General features: G+C 69.8%; 15 protein-coding genes. 1 reads left to right on the forward strand and 14 read right to left on the reverse strand.

Annotated features, from left to right (window positions below; genetic code table 11):
• Positions 1 to 104 precede the first annotated feature (104 nt).
• The 10 genes from ACIP5Y_RS30320 to ACIP5Y_RS30365 form a co-directional block, all read right to left on the reverse strand.
• Positions 105 to 413 carry a transposase gene (locus ACIP5Y_RS30320; protein WP_397001368.1) on the reverse strand — a complete coding sequence of 103 codons (309 nt, stop codon included), beginning with the start codon at positions 411 to 413 and terminating at the stop codon, positions 105 to 107.
• Positions 410 to 5,812 carry a hypothetical protein gene (locus ACIP5Y_RS30325; RefSeq protein ID WP_400355198.1) on the reverse strand — a complete coding sequence of 1,801 codons (5,403 nt, stop codon included), beginning with the start codon at positions 5,810 to 5,812 and terminating at the stop codon, positions 410 to 412. Before ACIP5Y_RS30325 ends, ACIP5Y_RS30320 begins: the two co-directional genes overlap by 4 nt.
• Positions 5,813 to 5,818: 6 nt before the next feature.
• A complete protein-coding gene (locus ACIP5Y_RS30330) occupies positions 5,819 to 7,309 on the reverse strand; it encodes an SCO6880 family protein (protein ID WP_397001364.1) in 1,491 nt (496 codons plus the stop codon).
• Positions 7,306 to 8,802: a hypothetical protein gene (locus tag ACIP5Y_RS30335; RefSeq protein WP_400355200.1), complete on the reverse strand. Its 1,497-nt coding sequence runs from the start codon at positions 8,800 to 8,802 to the stop codon at positions 7,306 to 7,308. The genes ACIP5Y_RS30330 and ACIP5Y_RS30335 overlap by 4 nt, the downstream gene beginning before the upstream one ends.
• Before the next feature lie 68 nt (positions 8,803 to 8,870).
• Positions 8,871 to 9,704 (reverse strand): hypothetical protein, encoded by an 834-nt coding sequence (locus ACIP5Y_RS30340; protein ID WP_400355202.1) that lies wholly within the window; start codon positions 9,702 to 9,704, stop codon positions 8,871 to 8,873.
• Between the two features lie 53 nt (positions 9,705 to 9,757).
• Entirely contained in the window at positions 9,758 to 10,030 is a 273-nt protein-coding gene (locus ACIP5Y_RS30345) for a hypothetical protein (RefSeq protein ID WP_397001358.1), read from the reverse strand.
• Complete coding sequence (locus tag ACIP5Y_RS30350; RefSeq protein ID WP_397001356.1) at positions 10,030 to 10,320, reverse strand: hypothetical protein; 291 nt, start codon at positions 10,318 to 10,320, stop codon at positions 10,030 to 10,032. Before ACIP5Y_RS30350 ends, ACIP5Y_RS30345 begins: the two co-directional genes overlap by 1 nt.
• A gap of 189 nt (positions 10,321 to 10,509) precedes the next feature.
• Positions 10,510 to 11,169, reverse strand: coding sequence for a hypothetical protein (locus tag ACIP5Y_RS30355; RefSeq protein ID WP_400355203.1), 660 nt, complete (start codon positions 11,167 to 11,169; stop codon positions 10,510 to 10,512).
• Positions 11,166 to 12,041: a MinD/ParA family protein gene (locus tag ACIP5Y_RS30360; protein ID WP_400355205.1), complete on the reverse strand. Its 876-nt coding sequence runs from the start codon at positions 12,039 to 12,041 to the stop codon at positions 11,166 to 11,168. The genes ACIP5Y_RS30355 and ACIP5Y_RS30360 overlap by 4 nt, the downstream gene beginning before the upstream one ends.
• A gap of 17 nt (positions 12,042 to 12,058) precedes the next feature.
• Positions 12,059 to 12,913 carry a hypothetical protein gene (locus tag ACIP5Y_RS30365; protein ID WP_400355207.1) on the reverse strand — a complete coding sequence of 285 codons (855 nt, stop codon included), beginning with the start codon at positions 12,911 to 12,913 and terminating at the stop codon, positions 12,059 to 12,061.
• A gap of 297 nt (positions 12,914 to 13,210) precedes the next feature.
• On the opposite strand from ACIP5Y_RS30365, the gene ACIP5Y_RS30370 reads away from it, so the two are divergent.
• The gene (locus ACIP5Y_RS30370; RefSeq protein ID WP_400355209.1) at positions 13,211 to 13,972 is read left to right on the forward strand and encodes a 3-hydroxyacyl-CoA dehydrogenase; all 762 of its coding nucleotides are present in this window, start codon (positions 13,211 to 13,213) and stop codon (positions 13,970 to 13,972) included.
• Positions 13,973 to 14,030: 58 nt separating this feature from the next.
• Here the strand turns inward: ACIP5Y_RS30370 and ACIP5Y_RS30375 are convergent, their stop codons facing one another.
• The 4 genes from ACIP5Y_RS30375 to ACIP5Y_RS30390 all read right to left on the reverse strand — a co-directional run bounded on the left by ACIP5Y_RS30375 (position 14,031) and on the right by ACIP5Y_RS30390 (position 20,490).
• On the reverse strand, positions 14,031 to 15,380 hold the full coding sequence (locus ACIP5Y_RS30375; protein ID WP_400355211.1) for a lipase family protein: 1,350 nt from the start codon (positions 15,378 to 15,380) through the stop codon (positions 14,031 to 14,033).
• Positions 15,381 to 15,403: 23 nt separating this feature from the next.
• Positions 15,404 to 18,046 (reverse strand): LuxR C-terminal-related transcriptional regulator, encoded by a 2,643-nt coding sequence (locus ACIP5Y_RS30380; RefSeq protein WP_400355212.1) that lies wholly within the window; start codon positions 18,044 to 18,046, stop codon positions 15,404 to 15,406.
• A 457-nt stretch (positions 18,047 to 18,503) separates the two neighbouring features.
• A complete protein-coding gene (locus ACIP5Y_RS30385) occupies positions 18,504 to 19,439 on the reverse strand; it encodes a hypothetical protein (RefSeq protein ID WP_400355214.1) in 936 nt (311 codons plus the stop codon).
• Between the two features lie 4 nt (positions 19,440 to 19,443).
• On the reverse strand, positions 19,444 to 20,490 hold the full coding sequence (locus ACIP5Y_RS30390; protein WP_400355216.1) for a 3-oxoacyl-ACP synthase III family protein: 1,047 nt from the start codon (positions 20,488 to 20,490) through the stop codon (positions 19,444 to 19,446).
• Between the last annotated feature and the right edge of the window lie 231 nt (positions 20,491 to 20,721).

Raw genomic sequence — 20,721 nt, forward strand, 5'->3', positions numbered from 1 at the left:
CCCGGGACCACCCCTCCAGGCTAGTCGCTGCGGCCGGTATCGGGGCAATGCCAGCGGTTTTCCCGGACCGGCGTGTTCGGTGTGGTCGGTTTCGTGACCCGGCCTCATGTGGCGCGCTTGGCGTCGTTGAGAGTCTCCACCAGGCTGCGGTTCATTTCGGCGGCGGCGGCCAGCTGCTGCTGCAGCAGCGCCACCTTGCGCCGCAGGGCGATGGCGTCCATGCGTTCCAGGCCCGGGCTTTCCGCGGCGCGGACCCAGTTGCGCACCGAATTGGTGTGCACGCCAATCTGATCGGCGACCACACGGCAGGCCTCGGATTCCGAGCGCATTTTCGCGGTCAGCGAGATGACCTGTTCCACCGCCGCCTGCCGGACCTCCGGCGAGACTCTGCGGTACGACCGATGCGGCATCATGCGGCGCTCCCCTCGTCCGTGCCGCGGCGGGCCGTGGTCTCGGTGAATTCGCTGAAACGCTGGTTGGTGTCGTGGATTCCGCTCTCCTTCTCCGAAGGAGTGAACTCCATATGGAACGGGATTCCCGGGCGCCGGTCCTCACCGATCTTCAGCAGGAACTTACCGGTTCCCGGCGCGGGCGGGCGCTGTTGTCCGGGTTTGAGTGCCTCACCGGTGAGGGCCTGCGGTGCGGACCAACTGGTCACCATCTCCTCCTCCGCGGAGGTGAACGGGATCGTGGAATCGAGGCGCTGGATCTCCTCGGCCGGCAGCGCGCCGAAGATCTTGGCGCGGGCGCGTTCCAGGAAGCCGAGCGCCTTGGCGATGGCCGCCTCGGAGCCGAGCGACTGCAGGTCCTTGATGGTGTGACTGATCATGATCAGCGAGGTGGCGATGCCGCGTTGCAAACGGGTGAGCTCGTCCACGCGGTCGACCATGAAGTCGCCCAGGCCGAGGACCTGCCACAACTCGTCCATGACCACCTGGAAGTAGCGCTGCGGGCCGAGATTCGCGTCCGCCAGCACGTGCGCGGCCTCCACCGAGGCGAAACCGTCGGCCCAGCAGGCCAGCATGACGGCGGCCTTCAGCTTCTTATCACCCTGCGGGATATGTGAAACGTCGATGCACACCGCGGTGGCGGCGGTATCGATGGGAGTGGTGGTGTGGCCGTTGAAGACCGCACCGAACGGGCCCTGGGTGAGGGCGCGCAGTGAACGGCGCAGACCCTTGATGGCGTTCTGGAATTCGTCCGGATTGTCGGCGCCGGCGTCGAGTTGCAGTTCGTCGCCGCCCGCGACCACGATGGTGAGCAGATCCTCCAGGATCGGCGGGTGATCCGGGGTGAAGCCGCTGCCCTCGCGGTAGAGGATGCGCAGGCCGGTGGCGATGAGGGTTTCCTCGAAGTCGCGGACGCGGGCGCCGCGCACGAGTTCCACCAGGCCGGCCACCAGGGTGACCTGGCGGGCGCGCAGTTCCTGGACCACCTGGACCTGTAGTTCGGGCATATCGTCGAGCAGCGGCACGATGGAACCGAGCACGCCGGCGGCGAGCGGATTCAATTTGCCGTGGCCGTAACCCAGGTCGATGACCTGACCGCCGACCAGCTCCACCAGCTTGCGGTAGTCCGGCTTGACGTCGGCGAGGATCAGCGGCGTGATCCCCTGTGCGACGCCGCCGAGGACTATGCGGCGCACCAGCGAGGACTTACCGAAACCATTGAGGCCCAGCACGAAAAGGCTCGGCGCGGTGATGAAGCTGCCGCGCATGAACCAGTTCATCGGGTCGAAGCAGACCGGCGCACCCGTGTGCAGATGCGAGCCGAGCGGCGTACCGATGAGCGGCGCGCCCGCGCCGACCGACCACGGCCACAGCCCCGCCACCTGCGCCGTAGTAGCGCGATACTCGACGGGCCGCCCCACCACGTTCATCCGGCCGCCGCCCGCGCCGATGTAGCCGCGATCGGTGAGTTGTGCTGTGGTGCGGTCGAATTCGTCGAAGCTGCCGTACTCCATCCGCTCCGTACGCGCCGCGAAGTTCCGGCGCCGCAGATCATCGGTATGCAGCCGGAAGGTGGCCCACGCCGCGCGCAGGCCGTTTCCCTCGCGAGCGGTTACCTCGAACCGGGCCCGCGCCGCGTCATCCAGCAGCTTCGGCCCGGACTGCTTCTTCCGCGCGGCCTGCCGTCGCGCCGCGGCCTTCTTCGAAGCCTCGCGGTCAGCAACCTTGTCCCGCGTCCCGCCGCGTTTCCCGCCCCGGGCCTGCACCTCATCGCGCCCCTCGCGCACGGACCGGCTCCGAACCCGCTCCCCCGGTTCACCTTCCGCCCTGCGTCGGCTGCGACCGGACCCCGAACCGCGCGCGCCGGCATTCAGCCGCTCGGCCTCACTCCGGCCACGCCCCTCGGATCCCTTGGCCCGCTGCCCATCTCGCGCCGCGCCACTCGGACGGCGCTCCCGCCGAGGCTCCTCACCCTCGGCATACGACGCCCGCCGCGCCTTGTCCCCTTCACGCCGCTCACGCACGGGTTCCTCGCCCGGCGCACGCCGCTCCCGGCGGACCTCCCCATCACTTCCGCGATGTTCACGAATCGGCTCGCCGTCGGTCCCGAGGCGCGCCTGGCCGAGATCGCCCTCGGCAGCGGGCAGTTCACGCCGCCCCTCCGCACCGCGACGCCCACGCGGGAGTTCCCCGTCAGCACCCCGGCCGTCAGGCGCGAGCGGTCCCTCGACTCCACGCCGCTCACGCGCGAGGACCTCGTCAGCGTTATGCCGCTCACGGGCGAGATCGCCGGCTGCACCGCGATGTTCACGTACGACATCACCGTCGATACTGCGCCGCTCGCGCCCGGATTCTCCCTCTGCACCGCGACGTTCGTGGCCGAGTTCTCCCTCTGCGCTGCGCCGCTCGCGCCCGGATTCTCCCTCTGCACCGCGACGTTCGTGGCCGGGTCCGCTGCCGGGTCCGCGGCGCACACGGCCGCCCTCCCCTTCGCCTCGACGCACGCGAGCGAGATCCTCCGCGCCCTCGCGACGCGCACGGGCGAGATCGCCACCGGTGCCGCGGTAGTCTTCGCCGAGATCGCCTGCCGCAGCGCGCTGTTCACGCGCGAGGATGTCCTCGGCGGCACGCTGTCCGAGCCTCGGATCGGCCTGTGGCGACCGCCGCGCACGTCCGCGCTCCGCATCGGCGCCCCGCGGCTCTCGGGCGACGATCCCGTCAGCGCCATGATGCGCGCGGGCCGGATCGGTATCCGCGGGCCGGCGCGTGCTTCCGCGCTCGGCCTCGGCATTCCGGCGCTTGCGCCCGGCGGCCTCGCCGCCACCGCGCCGCTCGCCGTCGAGGCCGGCACCCGCACTGCGGTTTTCGCGATCGGCGTCCGCCTCGGCGGCGCGCCGACCGCGTCCGAAGACCCCGGCGATCCGGCCGCCACGACGGCGCTCCTCGGATGGCGCGGGCTCGATCAGCGGTTCGCCCGCGACCTCGCCGAGACGCGCCAATTCCCTGCCAGGAGTACCGCGCTCGCCGCTCTCTGCTGCGCTGCGCGTGCGTTCTCGGTCCATTGGATCCCCTTCGCCCCGTTCCGGCCCGCGCGGCCGTTCACCGCCGGGCCCGGCGCGCCGCGCCTGCTTGCGGTTCTCCGAACCCGGCGGCCGTTCCCGCCGCACCTCCGCCGCACCGCCATTGCGAGCCTCGCCGCGGGCCACCTCGTCCGGTCGCTCGCTGAGATCCCACGACAGAGCTGCCTGCAGCGCATCGGCACTCGATGCGGATTCGCCCGCAACCCCGTACTCGGCAGCCGCATCAGCACCGACTACTTGCCCCGCAACAGCTTCCGCGATCGCACCATCAGCCGGCGCAATTGCCCCGCCCGCAGCGGACTCGAGCATCAGACGGGCACCCTCACCGTCAGCCGCCGCGGCACTACTCGCCCCGGCCTCCAACTCGAGCATGCCCTGCCCACCCGACCGCTGCACCGCATTCTCGGATACCACCGCGCCGGACGCTGCGGCCGCAAGAGCCGAATCGGCCTCCGCCACACCGGCACCCCGCGCGGAACGCCCACCCGCTTCGGCACCCGGCTCGGATTGTGCTCGGCCCGAGGCGGACTCCACCGACCGCACGGCGGATTCGCCCGCTCGCTCCGCGGTGTGCGCCTCACCGGACGCCACTTCCGCAGCTGTTACAGCTTGCGAGGTCGCGGCGGGGGTGGAATCGGCTTCCGGTGTTTCGGCACTTCGACCGGCAGGCGCGCTCGATGAGACCCCAGCCGGATCCTGCTCGGGCTGCGCACCGTGCGCATCGGATTCGGGCCGAGGCCGCGCCGACTTACCGCCGCGTGCGGCAATGTATGCCTCGCGCTGCGCCGCTTCCGCATAGCTCGCGGCTTCGAAACTCGCAGCGGCCTCGGTCGAATCGACGTCCGGCGCTTCGGAACTTCGAACAGCGCGCCTGCTCGGTGCGGCCGCAACAGGATTCGCAGCCGGCGCCGACGACGCCACGCCGGAGTCCGCAGCGGTGTAAGGCTCGACAGCCTCGTCGGCGCCTCGGGCGGCGCGGGTGGGAGTGGCTGCGGCCGGGTCGGAGTGGTCGAGGTGCGCTTCGGGTTCGGCGCGGCGCTTGGCGGCGGTTTTCCGGGCGCGTTCGGCAATGTAGGCCTCGCGGACCGCGGCTTCCGAATCGTCCAGGGCGGCACCGCGCTTGCGGGCGTCCTCGGCCATCTCGGCGGCGGTGCGGTGGGGGGCCGGGGCGCCGGGGCGGGCGGCGATGGTCGCTTCGTCGGCCGGCGGGCGGGGGGTGCGAGAGCGGGACGCGCCGGCGGGGCCGGACGTTGCGCGACCGGAGCGCGGGGCGGCCGGATCTCGGTGTGCGGATGCCGGATCGGCGTCCGGGATGTTGCGGGTCCGTTCGCCGCGGGCGGCGGGGGGCGCCTCGTCGGTGGTTTGCCGGGCGGCGGATGGGCGGCGCGCCTCTGATTCGGTGGATCGCCGGGCGACCTTCCGGGCGCGTTCGGCGATGAAGGCCTCGCGGCGTGCGGAGGCCGAATCGGACTGTGGCGCAGCATCATCCGGCGCGGGGTGATTCCGCGGATCGGTGGCGGACTCGTCGGCGGGCCGAGGGGCGGTGCCGCGGCGTGATCGCTCGGCGGCCTCGGCATCGGGCGTGACAGACGCAGGGGCCGCCTCGCCGTTGGACTGGTCGGCGCTGCCGGCGCCGGCGGCGTCTGCACTGGAAGCGCTGCCGCCGGCGCGAGAAGAGTTGCGGCGCTCGATGACCGGTTCGGGTTCGAGCGCAGGGACCTCGCGGGCGCCGGTCGCGCCGAAGCGGCCCGACGCGTCGACCCCGGTGGTGGGCGGAGCGGTGCGGGACCTGCCCACGGCGTATCCCGAGGCTCCCACGTCGTATCCCGTGGCCTCCGCGTCGTATTCGGTGGTTCCCGCGTCGTATCCCGTGGCTCCCACGGTGTATCCCGAGGCCCCCGCGTCGTATTCAGTTGCGGCAGCGGCGTATTCGGTGGCGGCAGCGGCGTATCCCGCGGTGGCCGGGTCGAGGCCGGGGTGCGCGGGAGAATCCGGGGTGGCCGGGGTGGCCGCGGTTTCGGCGCGGGCGGCGCGTTCTTGGGCTTCGACGTCCGCGGCGTAGTCGATCGGGGGGTCGCGGCGGAGCATGCGGCGGTCGGGGAGGGTGCCGCGGCGGGGGCGGTGCTCGTCGCGGACGACCCGGGAGGCCGGGGGCTGGACCGGGTCCGGGTCGGGGGTGCGGTGGGCGGGCGCCTCCGGGGCGGCGTCGCGGCGGCTGCCGCGACGCGTGGCCGGGGGCGCTGAATCCCGTTCGCGCACTGGTGGTTCGAAGTCACGAGCCATGGACGATCACCCCGCGAGTGCTTTCGGAATGGTGGCGTGCTCCGGCAGGATCACCCCGCAGCCGAGCGAGGCCGCGAAGGCCGCCGCCTGGTAGCGGTAACACCGCCGGATCTTGAGTCGCGCCTGGGTGGACAGGTCGCGGGTGATGGCTTCGATGCGCGGCAGATCGCCGCGCAGGGGCTCGGTGATGGTCACCAGCGCCCCGAAGCGGGTCACACCGTGACCCCGGGCCTGCTCTTCACGCGCCTGCTGGGTGGCGCCCACCCGCAGCGTGGCGGACGCGGAGACGACGCCGCGTTCACTCTGCTGGGCGACCAGCGCGTTCTTGTAGTCGTCGTCCACGATCTGGGCGGCGTCACCGGCCGAGTGCGGCCGGTACACGATGGCGATGCGCTTGCGCGGCACTTCGGGATTCGGCGCGAGCAGTCGCTGCAGCACGCGTTCGTCCACCGCGCCCTCGGGGGCGGTGTCCATCTCCCAGGTGACCGAGCGGCCGCCGTCGTGAATGAAGTGGTCCCAGCGTTCTTCGTGCGAGACCGGTCCGGCGTCGGCCCAATCCAGGCCGTGCCCACCGGGTTCGCCCGACGCCACTTCCAGATCCGCCTGCGCGGCCGGGTCGTAGCTGCGCCGGATGAAGGAGATGACCTCATCGGCCGACATGGGCTGCGCGCGAACGCCGGCCTCCGCCAGGGCCGCACAGATGCCCGGCAGGCGACGCCCGATCTCGACCGCTTCCTCCGCGGGGTTCTTGCGGCGTTCGGCGGTGGTGGCCTTGAAGGTGATGGCCACGCGCGGCAGCAACTGCACGCGTTCCTGCGGCAGTTCGGTCGCCAGCTCGTACATCACCTGCTGCGCCAGGTCGGGCGCTTCGGGCCGGGTGATGGTGGAAACCTCGGTGAGCAAACGGTTTCCGGTCTCGGGCACGGTGTCGATGACCGGCACCACGGCGACGATGTCGGAGGTCTGCCCGAGCGAGGCCAGGAAGGTGCCCCAGGCCGCCACCCACCGGTCGATGACCGGCTGGTCGACGGCCTCGTGCCCCTGCGGCCAGGCACGCAGAACCACTGTGTACTGGCCGAATTGGGGTAGGTGGATCATGCCGAAGGTGTATCCACCGGCATCGATGCCCTCGTACAGCCGCGAGGGCGCCATCAGCCCGGGCAGCCGGGTGACGCCACCGGGTACCCGGGAGAACCGGCCACCCCGGTACACGTGCTCGCCCTTGCTGCGGCCGCGCAACCAATGGAACATCATCAATCCGTTCTCGTAGCCGGAGCGGCCCCCCGTCCGCCACACCAGTGGAACCATCACGACCAGACCGATACCGGCGACGAACAGGGCGGGCATCGGCCCGGCGATGAGCGCCGTCAGCAGCGCGGTGATCACCACCGCGAATCCGACCACGGTCTCACCCCAGCGCAGGCCGAAAAGTCCTGCGCTGCGGGGCTTGTTCCACAGTCCGTACGAGCGGCGCTCGTAGGTGTCGGTCACGGTCATCGCGGGATGGTGCTCCTGCCCAGGTCGGGTGAACGGTTGGTCCAGCGATCACCGGCCACGTCGCCCATGGCGTCGTCGGCCTTGCTCAGCCCGGCTGTCGCGGCCCGCACCTGGGCGACTCGATTCGCGACTCGGGACGCGCCTGACGGTACTGCGCCGGAACCGCCTCCGCCCGCAGGACTCGCGGCAGCGGGCGCGCCGCCTCCACCGCCGGGACGCGGCGGCGGCACCGGACGGCCACCACCTCCACCGCCACCGGGTCCGCCGGCGCCGCCGGGTGGGCGGCGACCGCCGCGACCGCCGGGTCCGACGAAGCCGGGCGCTGCCGCCGCGGCCCGCGGAACCACCGCACGGGAACCGACCGCACCCAGGGCCGCGATACCGACCAGGGTGCCGGTGGTCGCGGCCAGACCGGAACCACCACTGCCGACGATGGCGATTGCCGGGGTGACCAGTCGCATGAGCGCCGGCAGCACGAAGGCCGTGCTGCACAACAGCACCAGCGCGACCAGCATGCGCTGCGCCTGATCCGCGTCCGGCAGTGTCGCGCTGGAGGTCAGATCGTCGGTGTTGCCCGCGGTCACGAACGCGATCATGTAGACGATGGCGGCCACGGGTTTCCACAGCATGAAGGCGATGATCCAGCCGAGCAGTTTGGGATACGACTGCTTACCGGTATTGGTGCCGGAAGCGGCCGCGGCCAGCGGCAGCACGCCCGCAGCCACCACGAGCAAGCCCTGCCGCACGATGGCCAGCACGATCTGCGCGAGCGCCCCGAGCAGGCCGACGATGGTGATGATCAGCACCAGGCCCGGCGAGAACGCCTGCAGCTTGGAGGTTTTCACCATCAGTTCGGCGATGTTCTTGGCGTCGCCGTGGGTGGAGTCGCTGATGATCCATTCGGAGAACTTGTCCGAGGCCTGGGTCCCGGCCACGATCACCGCACCCAGCATCCAGGAACTGAAGATCACTCTCGCGAACATGTGGAACGACTCCACGGCCTCACTGACCGCGGCTCCCCGGCGCGCTTGCGCGAGTCTCATGCCGGAGAGGATCACCGAGACCATTAACAGGAGTATCTGCGCTTGATACGTATAGTCGTTGATCTTCGTGAACAGCGCTCCGGCGTCGCTGACCCGTTCGTTGGGCACCTTCATCCAGAAGGTGAGCGCCAGGATCAGGGCCTCGCCGAGGCCGTTCATGAGGGAGTCGACGACCTTGCCGAAGGTGGAGTCCCACGCCTTGTCGCGTACGGCGGCGGCGGCGTCACCCGGGTGGGTGGCCACATTGCCGGCCTTGCACGCGGCGGAGGCGGCGTCGCCGAGCGAGACGCCCGGTATGCCGAGACCGTCGAGCGAGTCGTGTAATTCGTTGCACGCCTGGTCGAAACCGTAGGTCTGCCCGTATGCCACCGTCGGTGTAGCGATCATGACGGTGAACACGACCGCGAAGATCGTGAGGATACGTCGCAGCAGATGATTGCGCCTCAGCATGTGGTCCACCTTTCGATGGGTCGCAATGCCACGTTCTTCAGATGTTGCGGTGGACGAGATCGCGATGGTCACCATTTCGTCCACCCCGCAAGCGAATCCACGTAATCCGTCTGCGGCACCTTCGATTCCGACGGCTTGAGCCGCCAATCGCCGGCGTCCCACACCATGATCAGCCGGACGGCTGCCCACAGTTGCCTGTTGTCGACAATGGGTCCGCGTGCGGCGAGCCGCACGATCGCCATGTCATCGGCATAGTTCTCGATCTGGAAGGCGTCCGGCGCCACCAGGTACCGGGTCACCTTCTCGGGCTGCTGTTTCGGCAGCCGTTGATCCGCCAGCGCCTGGTCGTAGAGGCTGACCTCCTGCGCCGAGACCCGCACCTGCCGCACATACAGTTCGCGGTCGGCCGGTCGGGCGTTGAGCCGATAGGTGATCTGGGCTGCCGCGATCGCCGCGCCCTGGGGCGTGTGCGAATAGCCGACGGCCAGACCGTCTTCCAAGCGTGCGGGGCCGTCGGAGGTGGAGAAGGGGACCGATGCGCCGAACACCCGCTGCCAGCCGTGCGGATCGGCGGTGCCGGCCGGGGCGGCCGTCAGCCAATCGTTGTCGGTGGACTTCTTCTGCTTGGTCGGGTCCTGCGGCAGTGGTTGTCCCGCGGGGTTGTTGGGGATGTCGACCCGGCGGCCGAACAGATCGACCTCGGGTGCGGCGAAGCCGGTGGCGTTGGCGTTCACCGAAGTCGAGGGCGCCCCATCGCCTTTCGCGGCCGACGGGGAGGAATGCGAGCTGTCGCGCCCGAAGTACACCACGGCGCCGACGACGACGATCAATGCCACGACGGCCGCCGAGGCGATGACACCGAACGAGACGCCGCCGCGCTCGGACGGCTCCTTCTCGCTCATGCGTTCGCCTCCGAAGTGTGTGTGCCATTGGACAATTCAGTTACCACACGCCCTTATGCGGGCAGCAGGGCCAGTGCGATGCCGCTGGCCGAGGACGCCATGATCGCGCCCACCAGACTCATCACCACCCCGTGCGTCGCGTCGTTGGCCGCCAGGTCATCGCGGAACGCGTACCAGAGTCTGCCCGCGGCCAGGATCATCCAAGCCAGGCAGAACAGCAGTACGCACCACAGCAGCCAGTCGATCAGCTGCATGAGCGGCCGGAGCACATCGGCCGGCATCTGCTTGTAGGCCAGCACGGTGGCCTGTGCCAGGGCGGCGGACATCAGCCGATCACTGCGTTCATGATCGTGCCCGCACTGGTCGCGATGATTCCACCGATCATGGCTCCCGCCACCATCTTCGGCGACTCCAAACCGCCTCCCGTCCACTTCTCCCACGCGAAGCGGCCGCCCGCGTAGGTAATGCCCAGAACTCCCGACAACAGAACGAACCAAGTGAAGTAACGAACCAGCTTGAGTAGCTTGTCCGACGCGGGTGGCGCCTCGGGGGTCGGATTACCGACCTGGGCGAGGATCTGGCTGTACGCGTCGTGTACGGCGAGGATCATGCTCATTGTCTGTCCTTCTCCAAAAGCGAACTGCTAGTAACAATCTCGCCGATCACCGATCCTGCCGTCCAACCGGTCCCGGCCGACCCTTCGATCGAAGGTCCTAGCGGTTCCGCCTGCCCGGGTTCTCCGGCCAGCACGGAGTGAACCGGGGAATACGTTCGCGCACAAAGCATTCCACGAGACACCATGTGATCACTCCTCCAGGTCCGCACGGTCGTCCTCGTCGCGGGCCGCGTCCAGGGCGTCCTGGACCGCCGCCACGATGCCGACGCCCAGTTCCCGGACGTCGGCCGTGATCTCTTCCAGCGGATCGGATTTGCGTTTGCGCTGTTGCGGCACCGGATCACCCGGCGACCACACCGGCAGCTGGTCGGGTTCGACCAGCGTCCACTCCTCGTGCCACGGGACCTGCCACACCTGGCCCGCCAGCGAACCGACGACATCGCGGTAGCGGCGGATCTCGGCCGGAATCCGGCCGGGACGCGCCGCCACCGTGATCAGCCCCAGCACCTCGCACGGTCCTGCCAGACCGGCGTGATGCTGACGCAGGAGGTCATGGGCGCGGGTGAGTCCCGCGATCGTCTCGCGGGCCACCAGCACCACGAACGGGGATTCCCGATCGAAGACGCCGGGCCAGCGGCGATACGAATCGGCGGTGGGCGCGAGCACATGTGCGAGCGTGCTGACTCCGGTCCCGCCGTGCACGCCGAGCAGCCACACCAGTGGTGCGCGTCCGCCGCCGGGTACGGGGCGGTCCCAGATGGGTGCTCGACGGGTTTCCGGCGGCGGCACCACACCGGCCGCCAGGGCGGCTTCGGACGGGGTTCGGCGTTCCTTCATGGCTGCGGTCATGATGCCACTCCAGCAAGCAGGCGGCGATATGCCCGGCGTGTCTCGGCGGCCAGGTTGCTGTGCCGCACCAGTTCTCCCCGAGCGAGGTGCGGATCATAGGGTATCTCATTGATTTCCCGGACCCAGCCGTCCATATGCTCCCGCAAATGATCAGCGATCCGAGAATCGGTGCCCGGCAACTGATGTGACACGACAATTGTCGTGTCACCTACGATGCCGCCGCCCTGTCCCTCGCCCGGCGCGCCGAACTGATCATCGAGCCACTCCAGGGTCACCCGCAAGCGGTTCGCCGCATCGGCGCGGGCCGGAATGGCAAGCACCAGAGCGATATCCCCGTCCTCGAGCAAAGGGCGCAGGTGGCGGCTGGCAATGGGATTGCCGCCGTCGTAAACGGGGGTATACCCGGCATCGGTGACGCCACGCGCCACCGTCAGATACGTGGCCCGGCGGCGCAGCGGCGCGGGATCGCGCCACAGCAAGCCGATTCCGGAGGTTGCCTGCGACAGGCATTCCTTGAGCGGTGCGGGCTCACCGTCACCGCGGCCATAGAGCCAGGCCTGCAGGCTGATCGGGCTCAGATGTTCATCGGCGCCGCGTAATGCCAGGTCACTGCCCGCGAAAGTGGCGTCAACGGCAACGGTTTGCGCGCCGGCCGCTCCGATCTCACCCGCGATGCCCAGAGCCGTCGTCGTGGTTCCGGCGCCGCCGCAACCACCCACCACCATGATCGGACGCTGCGCGGGGCCGGCCTCACCGGACTCGCCGCGGCGTTTGCGGAACCGCACCACCGGAGCCTTGGAACGCGCGGCACGGCTCGGCGATTCGCCCTCCTCGGGCACCTCGTCGAGCCAGCGGCTCCAGTCCTGATCCATCGTCTCAGCTCTCCCTCTTATCCCGCCGGGCTGCCCGCGGCGGGGATATGGTCGCCGATCGCCACGGTGGCCGTCATTTCGTTGTACGCCGCCAGGCGATAGCTCGGACCGGAACCGGCATGCCCCTCGAGTGTGCCGGTGGATTGCGCTGTGCCGCCGTGGTTGTTGAGCACATACAGAGCAACCCCGCCGGCGACCGCTAGCAAAAGGATGGCAATGATCAGGAAGGCCATGGCGAAAAGTCTTTTGGCCGTGGACCGGTCGTGCGGCGCCGACTCGCTGTCGGTGACCGCGTCCAGCAGCTCCGAGGCCCGGTCGGTGGGCCGATCGGCCTGGTCGGCTGGCCGATTACGCTGCTCGGCAGGCCGATCCCGGTCCGCCGCAGGCCGATCCCGGTCCGCCGCGGGCCGTTTGCGCCGCTCGGCCGGTCGTTTGCGCGGCTCGGCCGTTCGATCGCGCGACTCGGCCGGCCGATTGTGCGTTACAACAAGTTGTTCGGCTTCGACGTCGGCCCCGGTTTCGTCGCTCTCGCACGGGAACTCCACCACCGTGGCGTCGCGATAACCCGGTCCCGGTGCGTAGGAGGCGGACTCGCGATCGGACATCCAATCCGACCAGGCGCCATTGAAATGACCGCGCCGCAGCACCGCATCGGGTACCGGCGGGATGTCGAGCTCGGGCTCGAGCTCTTCCTCGGGAATGTAATGGGGATAACCCGACCGGCCGCCGTCCGCGTCGAACACGGTGTCGCCCAGCGCCTGCGCGGGTCCGGCATCGCCCGCGGGCTCCAGCGCCGGGTACCAGCGCGACACTTTTTTGTACGACTTCAACATTGCCGTGGCATTCGCGGCGCCGGGCACGTCGCTCTGCATCGTCAGACCCTCTCGGCGGTCGGTTCGTGGCGGACGGTGTTGTCGTCGGTGTTCGGAACAGCAGCCCGCCGTCACCGCGTCGCCGAGCGCGTCGCAGTCCGGACGGTCCCGATCGAAAATTCTCTCCCATCGGCGGGATTCCAACGACTCGACGCGCCGCGCGACACACCTGAGAATCCGCGCGCGTACGCGATACCAGCCGGTCGGCGCGGGGTTGCACGCCACGCCGAGGGGTCCCTCTTCCGCCCGGACGTATGAGAATCTACATTAACTAGAACACGTTCTATTGGAGGTTTTGTGAAGACAGCTGACATCGCCGCGGTCGTGACCGGCGGCGCCTCGGGCCTCGGCCTGGCCACCGTGCGGGAGCTGCACTCGGCGGGCGCGAAGGTCGTTATCCTCGACCTTCCCTCATCGCAGGGCAAGGCGGTGGCCGAGGAACTCGGTGAGCGCGTGGCGTTCTCGCCCGGCGACGTGACCAGCGAGGCCGACGTGACGGCCGCGCTCGACGCCGCCCAGGCACTCGGCACGCTGCGAATCACGGTGAACTGCGCCGGAATCGGCAATGCCATCAAGACCGTCGGCAAGCAGGGCGCGTTCCCGCTGGAGTCCTTCACCAAGATCATTAACGTTAACCTGATCGGAACATTCAATGTCATCCGCCTGGCCGCGGAACGCATCTCGGCCACCGAGGAGGCGGACGGCGAGCGCGGTGTCATCGTGAACACCGCGTCGGTCGCGGCCTACGACGGACAGATCGGGCAGGCCGCCTACTCGGCCTCGAAGGGCGGCATCGTCGGCCTGACGCTGCCGGTCGCGCGCGACCTGGCCTCGTACAAGATCCGCGTGGTGACCATCGCGCCCGGCCTGTTCCACACGCCGCTGTTCGCGACCCTCCCGGACGCCGCCATCCAGGCGCTGGGCGCGCAGGTCCCGCACCCGTCCCGGCTCGGCGACCCGTCCGAATACGCGGCGCTGGTGCGGCACATCGTGGAGAACCCGATGCTCAATGGCGAGACCATCCGCCTCGACGGCGCGATCCGCATGGCGCCGCGCTGATCCGATACGGCTGTCGCGGACGCTCGGCACGGGGTGACGAGCGTCCGCGATTCGGGCGTCAGACAATTCGAGCGGTGGGTTCCCGATCTTCGCTGTTCCAGGTATTTTTCGGCTTGCCGGTGCGTTCCTGGACGGGCAGGCCCGCGATCGCCCGTACCAGCACCCGGCCCAGCGCCAGATAGCCACGCACGGCGGACATCGACAGCGCCAGGGACAGCACGGTTTCCGTGGTGTCCGGCGGCAGTGGGCGATCGGCGAAGCGGTCCCCCAGCCAGTTCTCCAGTAGCGGCGCGGCCAGCACCGCCAGGGAGATATGGCCACCGATCAGATCCCGGATATAACGGACAGGGGTGCCCGCGGCGCGGTAGCGGTCGATCAGCCGATCCACATTGCCGACCGGGATGATCAGATCGTGCACTCCCTGCACGGCCAGCACCGGGAAGGCCGGTGGATGGTCGCCCGGCTGGATGTCCGTCAGCACGGCCCGCACCTCGGGCGCCGTGCGCAGGATCGCGAGGGCCGTGCCGTCCGTATCGTCGAGGCGAGAACCCGCGCCGCGCAGCAACAATGGCATCGTCGTCGAGGTCTCCGCACGATCCAGCAGGGCCAGTGAGGCCGCATCCAGGTGCGCGCGCAGACTGCGATCCAGATCCGGATACGCGCGCCGCAGCCCCGCCAGGCACAGGGTGGCCAGGCCGCCGAAGCTGGAACCGTTGAGGCGGAAGAAGGTCGACTCCAGATCACCCACCGGCGAACCGACCACGGCCGCGAGAATATTCAGCTCGGGGGCGTAGGTCGCCGCGCATTCCGCGGCCCACACCGTGGCCAGGCCGCCACCGGAGTATCCCCACAATGCCACCGGCGTATCGCACGGGCGGCCCAGCAGGTCCAGGGTCGCGCGCAGGCCGTCCAGCGTGCGGTAGCCGGGCTCCCGCGGCGAGCCGAAATGCCCCGCGGTGCCCACGTGATCGGGCACCGAGACCGCCCAGCCCCGGGTCAGCGCATGCTCGATGAGCAGCAGCTCCAACTGCGGCACCGAGCCGAGCGCCCGCGCACCCTGGCGGAAAGCGTACGAGGGCAGGCAGTTCGAGGCGACCGCGTCGATCGCGCACTGGAACGACACGATCGGCCGCGGCAGCCCCGGATCCGCGCCCCAGGGCAGGAGCACGGTCGTGACCGTCGCCTCCGCCCGACCGCGCATATCGGTGCTCCGATACAGCAGCTGCCGGGCGTCCACCCGCTGCCGGATCAGCCCCAGCAGCCCGAGTTCCACCGGCCGCGACCGCAATACGGTCCCGGGCGCGGAGCGCGCCATATTCCGCGGCGCCCGATAGAACGGATCCTGTTCCGGGAGCAGCGGTTCCGGCGGACGATCCGCCGGCCCCTCCTCCGCAGCCGCCATGTTCATGCCGAACCCCTTCCGAACACCGATCACCCGACAGCGGTATGCGTGGTCCCCTCGGTCCGGGCGAGCAGCGCGAAACGCAACTCGCTGCGCCGCGAAACCGCCAGCTTCCGATACACGCGAGTCAGGTGCTGCTCCACCGTGCTCGTGGTGATATCGAGAGCCTCGGCGATATCCCGATTCCGATTCCCCAGCGCGGCAAGCTCGGCCACCCGCCGCTCCGCGGGACTGAGCGGATCGCCGGCCGGGGCGGGCGAGCGCAGCGGCAACGATCCGGTGGGGAACTTGCCCGGCGGATCGCCCGGCGCGGACCCGAATCCCGATCCCGGATTCGCCCCGAACACGCCACCTGTGCTCCCGGGCGGAGCTCCGGTCGCGGCCGGCCACCCGCCCGTCGCCCCGGTTCGGCCATCGGGAGGCCCCGGCTGTCCATCGTTCGCACCCCGGCCGCCGTCGATCCCTCCGGACCGGCCACCGGTCGAACTCGCTTGGCTGCCAGGCCCTTCGGACCATCCGGCCACGGCCCCCGGCTGATCGGGAACTCCCGGTCGCCCACCGACCGCCCCGGTCGAGCCACCGAGCCCGCCGGACCAGCCCTCGGCCGGACTCGCTTGACCCCCAGCGCTTTCCGGCCATCCCGCCGCGGCCCCCGGCCGGCCACCACCCGGAACGGCTGGACGACCACCCGCCACACCGGCCTGGCCGCCGGCTGCCGGAGCATGCGAGGCCGGCATTCGGTGCTGGGCGCTGTTGGTGGGCAGGCGTTTCCGGACCGCCGCCGCATCGCAGGCGTTGGCCAGGCGATTTGCCTCGCGCAGTAGGGGACGGGCGCGGTCCAGGTCGCCTACGGCGCGATAGGCGGTGCCGAGATCGGCCAGGACCAAGGCCAATTCGATCCGGTCCACGCCGGAGCGGGCGATGGTTACCGCGCGGCGGAGTAGCGGGACTCGACGATGCGGTTCGCTGGTGGCCGCGAGCAGGCGCAGGGAGACCGCGCCGGTGTGATGGTGTTCGGCGCGGCCGATGAGGTCCAGGTGGCGGGTGGCGAAGGTTTGGGCCTGCCAGTGGCGGCCCGCCCAGAGCGAGGCGGCCGCGAGCTCATTGCGCCAGGGCACCAGCCAGGCGAAATCGAGGCCCCACTCCTGCATCAGGCGGCCGCAGCGGCGGAAATGGCCGAGCGCCTCCTCGACTCGGCCGGTCGCCAGGCAGTGGCGGCCGTGCGCGGTCAGATACAGCAGGGCGAACCGCGATTCGAACATGGCGCGCGGTACCGGCCGCTCCAACTGCGCGGCCGCCTCCGCATGCTTGCCCTGCCCCGTGAGCGCGAGCACCAGCACCGCGATCGGCCGCCCCACCCATACGCCCAACTGCTCGGCGGGCAGGACGTTCAATGCGAGCACCGCATGCTCCACGGCCCCGACCAGCTCTCCCTTGCGCAGCAACGCCTCCGCCCGCGCCGCCGCGAAGATCGACTGCCAGGCCGGCGCACGCCGCGCCGTGGCCTCCGCCAGCAGCGCGGCACACCACGCGTCCGCGGTGTCCAGCCGATCGCAATACATGAGGCAATCCACCGCCGCCACCAGCGGTTCCACCGTCGTCAATGTCAGCCGCTGCCGGGCCAGCAGCCGCTGCGCCCCCGCCGCGATCTCGTCGCGATCGCCACCGATCCCGCCCGGCTCGAACGCACCGCACGAGAGCCGCTGTCCCCCAGCCGATTCCATCCCGGACGTACCGGAGATCCGCCCGGACGCCGGCGCGGACACGAGGGGCTCACTCTTCTCCAATACAGACGCGGCACCCCTCTCCCCCGCGGACGCGGCGCAGGAGTCCTGCGCGGCCGCGGAAGCATCTGCGGTAGCCGAGTCCGGAGCGCACAGCGCGGCCAGCAGCAGTCCCGCTTGCCGATGCGGTGAATCCTGCTGCACCGCCGTCGATTCCGCCGCATCGCCGGCCGCGGCGGCCAGGCCGGCATGCCGCTGGGCGTGCCCCGGATGGGTGTAGCGCAGCCACGAGACCAGAAAGTCGAGGCGCGCGGCATGTCTCGCCACATCGACCACCTCGGCGGTATCCACACCGCGATCGAGGCGGGTGAGGGCGTGATCGGCGTGCAGCCCGTACCCGTGCCACAGCATGTGCAGCACGGTGCCGGGCAGGTCCGCCTGCGGAACCCGGCCGGTCCGCAGGGCGGCCTTGAGCCGCCCGAAATTACGCGTACGACTGGACGGATTGATCCGCCACTCCACCGAAACGAGCCGAGTCGCGATCGCGGCCCGCTCATCGGCCCGGCGCGCGGCCCGATAGGCCAGATCCAGACATCGCCCCGCGCGATCGAGTTCATCCCCGGCCAGCGCATCATCCGCGGCGGCCACCAGCACCCGAGCCGCCCACGATCCCCGGGCCCCACCGGCCTCGAGCAAATGCGTGGCCACCACCACCGCCGGAAAACCCCCATGGTGCAACAACTCCGCGGCCCGCGCGTGTAGCCCGCGATATTCCGCCTCCGACATCTCCCCGAGCACCCGGCCCGTCACCACCGCCGACGTCCGCCCCGCCCCATCGATCAACCCCGATTCCGCGAGTTCCGCCACGGCCGTGCGGATCTCCCCCACCGGCACCTCGAGCAGCGCCGCCACCCGGCCGGTGGTCGAAGTCCCACCCAGTACCGCCACCGCACGCAAAGTACGTAGTCGAGCCCCCGCCGCCCCTTGCCGCCCGCCCCGGTCCAGCTCGGGGCGGATCGGCGCGGATTCGGCGGGTCGGTGGAGGTCCGCATCGAGTGCAGGCTCCGCCCGAGCGTGGAATACAGGCTCCGCCTGCGTGTTCTGTCGCAGGTCGGTGGGGGCCGCTACCCCGCCGGCCGGTCGTGGCTGCGCGGCCGGGACTGCGCGCAGGTCTTCCACGATCGATGGTTGTTGTCGGTCCCGAGCGACCGCATGCCGCATCTCCCATCCCTTCAGCAATCGGTCCCGGCTGAGGGGTGGCACGGCGAGCTTCGGTGTGCTGGAGCGGCAACATTGCAGCGTGAGCGCGGGGGCGCCCGGTTCAGCCGGGGCACAGCGGGTTCCGGGGCCGCCGGTGTGCATTCCCCCTGCGTGACCGGCGGCTCCGGATGAAACTTCCTGCCGGTCAGTGTATTTGAAGCACGCCTGTACTGCCGGGTACGGCGAGGGACAGCGGCAGCGGACGGTAGACCAGCGCGGCCGCGGAGGTGTGGTCGGCGGCCAGGAAGACCACCGCCCGCGCCGTATCGAGCAGGCCCTGATCGGCCGCGCTCAGGTAGGAGTGGACCGGGGCCGCGGAGTAGGGGTCGCCGACGACGGGGTCGAGGCCGGCGACCGCCGCGGAGGTGATGCCCAGGCGGTAGGCCAGCCGCTCCCGGAAACCGGGCTCCGGATTGGGGGCGAGCAGCACCGCCCGGCCGGTGGCGAAATCATTGGTGTCCAGGCCTTCTCCGGCCAGGCAGGCCTGCACCACCTCGGCGGCGGTGGCGAGCGGATCGCCGCCGCCGGCGCTGATCGTCAGGGCGGTACGCCCCGCCGTGCCCGCCTCCTGCAGGCTCACCCAGGCCGTCGGCGCCACCGCGCTGTCGGGCTGCGCGGCGTAGATGCGGCCGAAACCGCCCGCGCTGTCGGAGGAACGCAGCAGCAGCGCCGCACCGCTGGCGCTGTAGGGGAAGTCCTCGCGATCCCGCTCCATCGACGGATGGGTATCCCCCGCGACGATCAGCGCGTACTCCAGTTCGCCGGTCCCGGTGAAGCATTGCGCCGCCATGAGCGCGTGCACCACACCGGTGCTGCCGTTCATCAGATCGAAGGAGAAGGCGGGCACCCGCCCGGTCTTGTACTCCAGTCCGACCTCGAGCCGCTTCTGGATCAGCGCGGCCACGGCGGGTTCGGCAATGTTCTTGTCCCGGAACACGCCCGCATTGATGACCAGCCCGATCCGATCCGGCGACACACCGGCCTGTTCCAGGCAGGCCCGCCCCGCCCGCTCGGCCAGCTCGAAGTAGCTGCCGGTATCCGCGTCCGTGCAGACCGCGGCGGAAACGATTGCAGTCTTCATACTTTCAGGCCTCCAGACGGGTGATGGTCGCGGCGAGATGCCCGGACACGACGCCGGACGCCTCGGGGATCAGCAGCACCTTGGAGCCCTTCGGAATCCGCTGCTGCGCAAGATGCTCGTGCAACACCAGGAAGTGCGAGGTGGAAGCCGTATTGCCGTACTTCTCGTAGACATTCAGCTGCTGCGGCATCGGAGTGTCGAAATGCCGTTCGGTGAGCTGACTGATGTAGTCGATCGCCGGCCCGCTGAACTGGTGATGCACCCAGTAGTCGAATTTCTCGCTCTCCCAGGCGCGTCCGGTCTCCTTCATGAAATCCGCCATCCGGCTGATGCCCTGCAGATACCGGGATTCGCTGGCCAGCGCGCGATTGTCGGTGTACATGGCGATGCCGGTGGTCTTCTCACTCGGCATGCCGATGCAGTGTTCGGCGCCGGCCGAGGTGGTCATCAGCTCGATGTAGTGGATCTCGTCGTGATCGTCACCCTGATCGTCGACCACCACCGAGACCGCGGCATCACCCACGGTGAGCGCGGCGAACTGTGGGTCGTAGGGCTGGCTGATCTCGCGGGTCGCGGTCTCGGCGATGGGCGTGATCTGCTCGCCGCTGACCACCAGGCCCCGGCGCACCACCCCGGTCTTGATCATGCGGTCCAGCAACAGGACTCCGGTGATCATGCCGGCGCAGGCATTGGACAGGTCGAAGTGCAGTGCATTGGTCGCACCGATCGCATTGCGCAGCTGCAATGCGAAAGACGGTGCGTAGGTGTGTTCCTCGGGCCCGCGGAAGCGGGTGATGGACACCGAGATGATCACGTCGAGGTCCTCGGCCGCGTAGCCGGAGTGGGTGAGGCAGTCGTCGATGGCCTGCCGCGCCAGCTCGAACGAGGATTCGTAGTGCTCCGGATCGGAATTGTAGACGCGCCGATTCTTGATTCCGGTAATGCGCTCGAGATCCAGCGCTCTGGGTACGGAAAGACTGGCGATCACATCCTCTGTCGATCGCGCGGTGACGGGTGTGTACGCACCGATCGATTCGAAGCGTGTACGCATGGCCCCCTACTTCCTGGACTGAGTGCGTCCGGTCGAATTCTGCTGCGGCACGCGGAATCCAGAATAAACACCGACGGAGGAATTCCCACTCCCGTGCCACAGATATATCAATAGCCCCGATGCCGGAACGAACGGTACCGTACCCACCGGTAGCGGATGTTTCACATCAGTCACACGAATCACACGATTACCAGGGTCATTTCGTCGCACTTAACGTGGAAACCGCTGGTG

The organism is Nocardia sp. NPDC088792, assembly GCF_044750615.1.
In the GTDB taxonomy this organism is placed as follows: domain Bacteria; phylum Actinomycetota; class Actinomycetes; order Mycobacteriales; family Mycobacteriaceae; genus Nocardia.

Bases quoted from the DNA above. Each gene is read 5' to 3' on its own strand.
- ACIP5Y_RS30365 (WP_400355207.1), bottom strand. From the start codon at position 12,913: ATGCAGAGCGACGTGCCCGGCGCCGCGAATGCCACGGCAATGTTGAAG.
- ACIP5Y_RS30355 (WP_400355203.1), bottom strand. From the start codon at position 11,169: ATGACCGCAGCCATGAAGGAACGCCGAACCCCGTCCGAAGCCGCCCTG.
- ACIP5Y_RS30340 (WP_400355202.1), bottom strand. From the start codon at position 9,704: ATGAGCGAGAAGGAGCCGTCCGAGCGCGGCGGCGTCTCGTTCGGTGTC.
- ACIP5Y_RS30335 (WP_400355200.1), bottom strand. From the start codon at position 8,802: ATGCTGAGGCGCAATCATCTGCTGCGACGTATCCTCACGATCTTCGCG.
- ACIP5Y_RS30345 (WP_397001358.1), bottom strand. From the start codon at position 10,030: ATGTCCGCCGCCCTGGCACAGGCCACCGTGCTGGCCTACAAGCAGATG.
- ACIP5Y_RS30360 (WP_400355205.1), bottom strand. From the start codon at position 12,041: ATGGATCAGGACTGGAGCCGCTGGCTCGACGAGGTGCCCGAGGAGGGC.
- ACIP5Y_RS30385 (WP_400355214.1), bottom strand. From the start codon at position 19,439: ATGAAGACTGCAATCGTTTCCGCCGCGGTCTGCACGGACGCGGATACC.
- ACIP5Y_RS30350 (WP_397001356.1), bottom strand. From the start codon at position 10,320: ATGAGCATGATCCTCGCCGTACACGACGCGTACAGCCAGATCCTCGCC.
- ACIP5Y_RS30375 (WP_400355211.1), bottom strand. From the start codon at position 15,380: ATGAACATGGCGGCTGCGGAGGAGGGGCCGGCGGATCGTCCGCCGGAA.
- ACIP5Y_RS30330 (WP_397001364.1), bottom strand. From the start codon at position 7,309: ATGACCGTGACCGACACCTACGAGCGCCGCTCGTACGGACTGTGGAAC.
- ACIP5Y_RS30320 (WP_397001368.1), bottom strand. From the start codon at position 413: ATGATGCCGCATCGGTCGTACCGCAGAGTCTCGCCGGAGGTCCGGCAG.
- ACIP5Y_RS30390 (WP_400355216.1), bottom strand. From the start codon at position 20,490: ATGCGTACACGCTTCGAATCGATCGGTGCGTACACACCCGTCACCGCG.
- ACIP5Y_RS30325 (WP_400355198.1), bottom strand. From the start codon at position 5,812: ATGGCTCGTGACTTCGAACCACCAGTGCGCGAACGGGATTCAGCGCCC.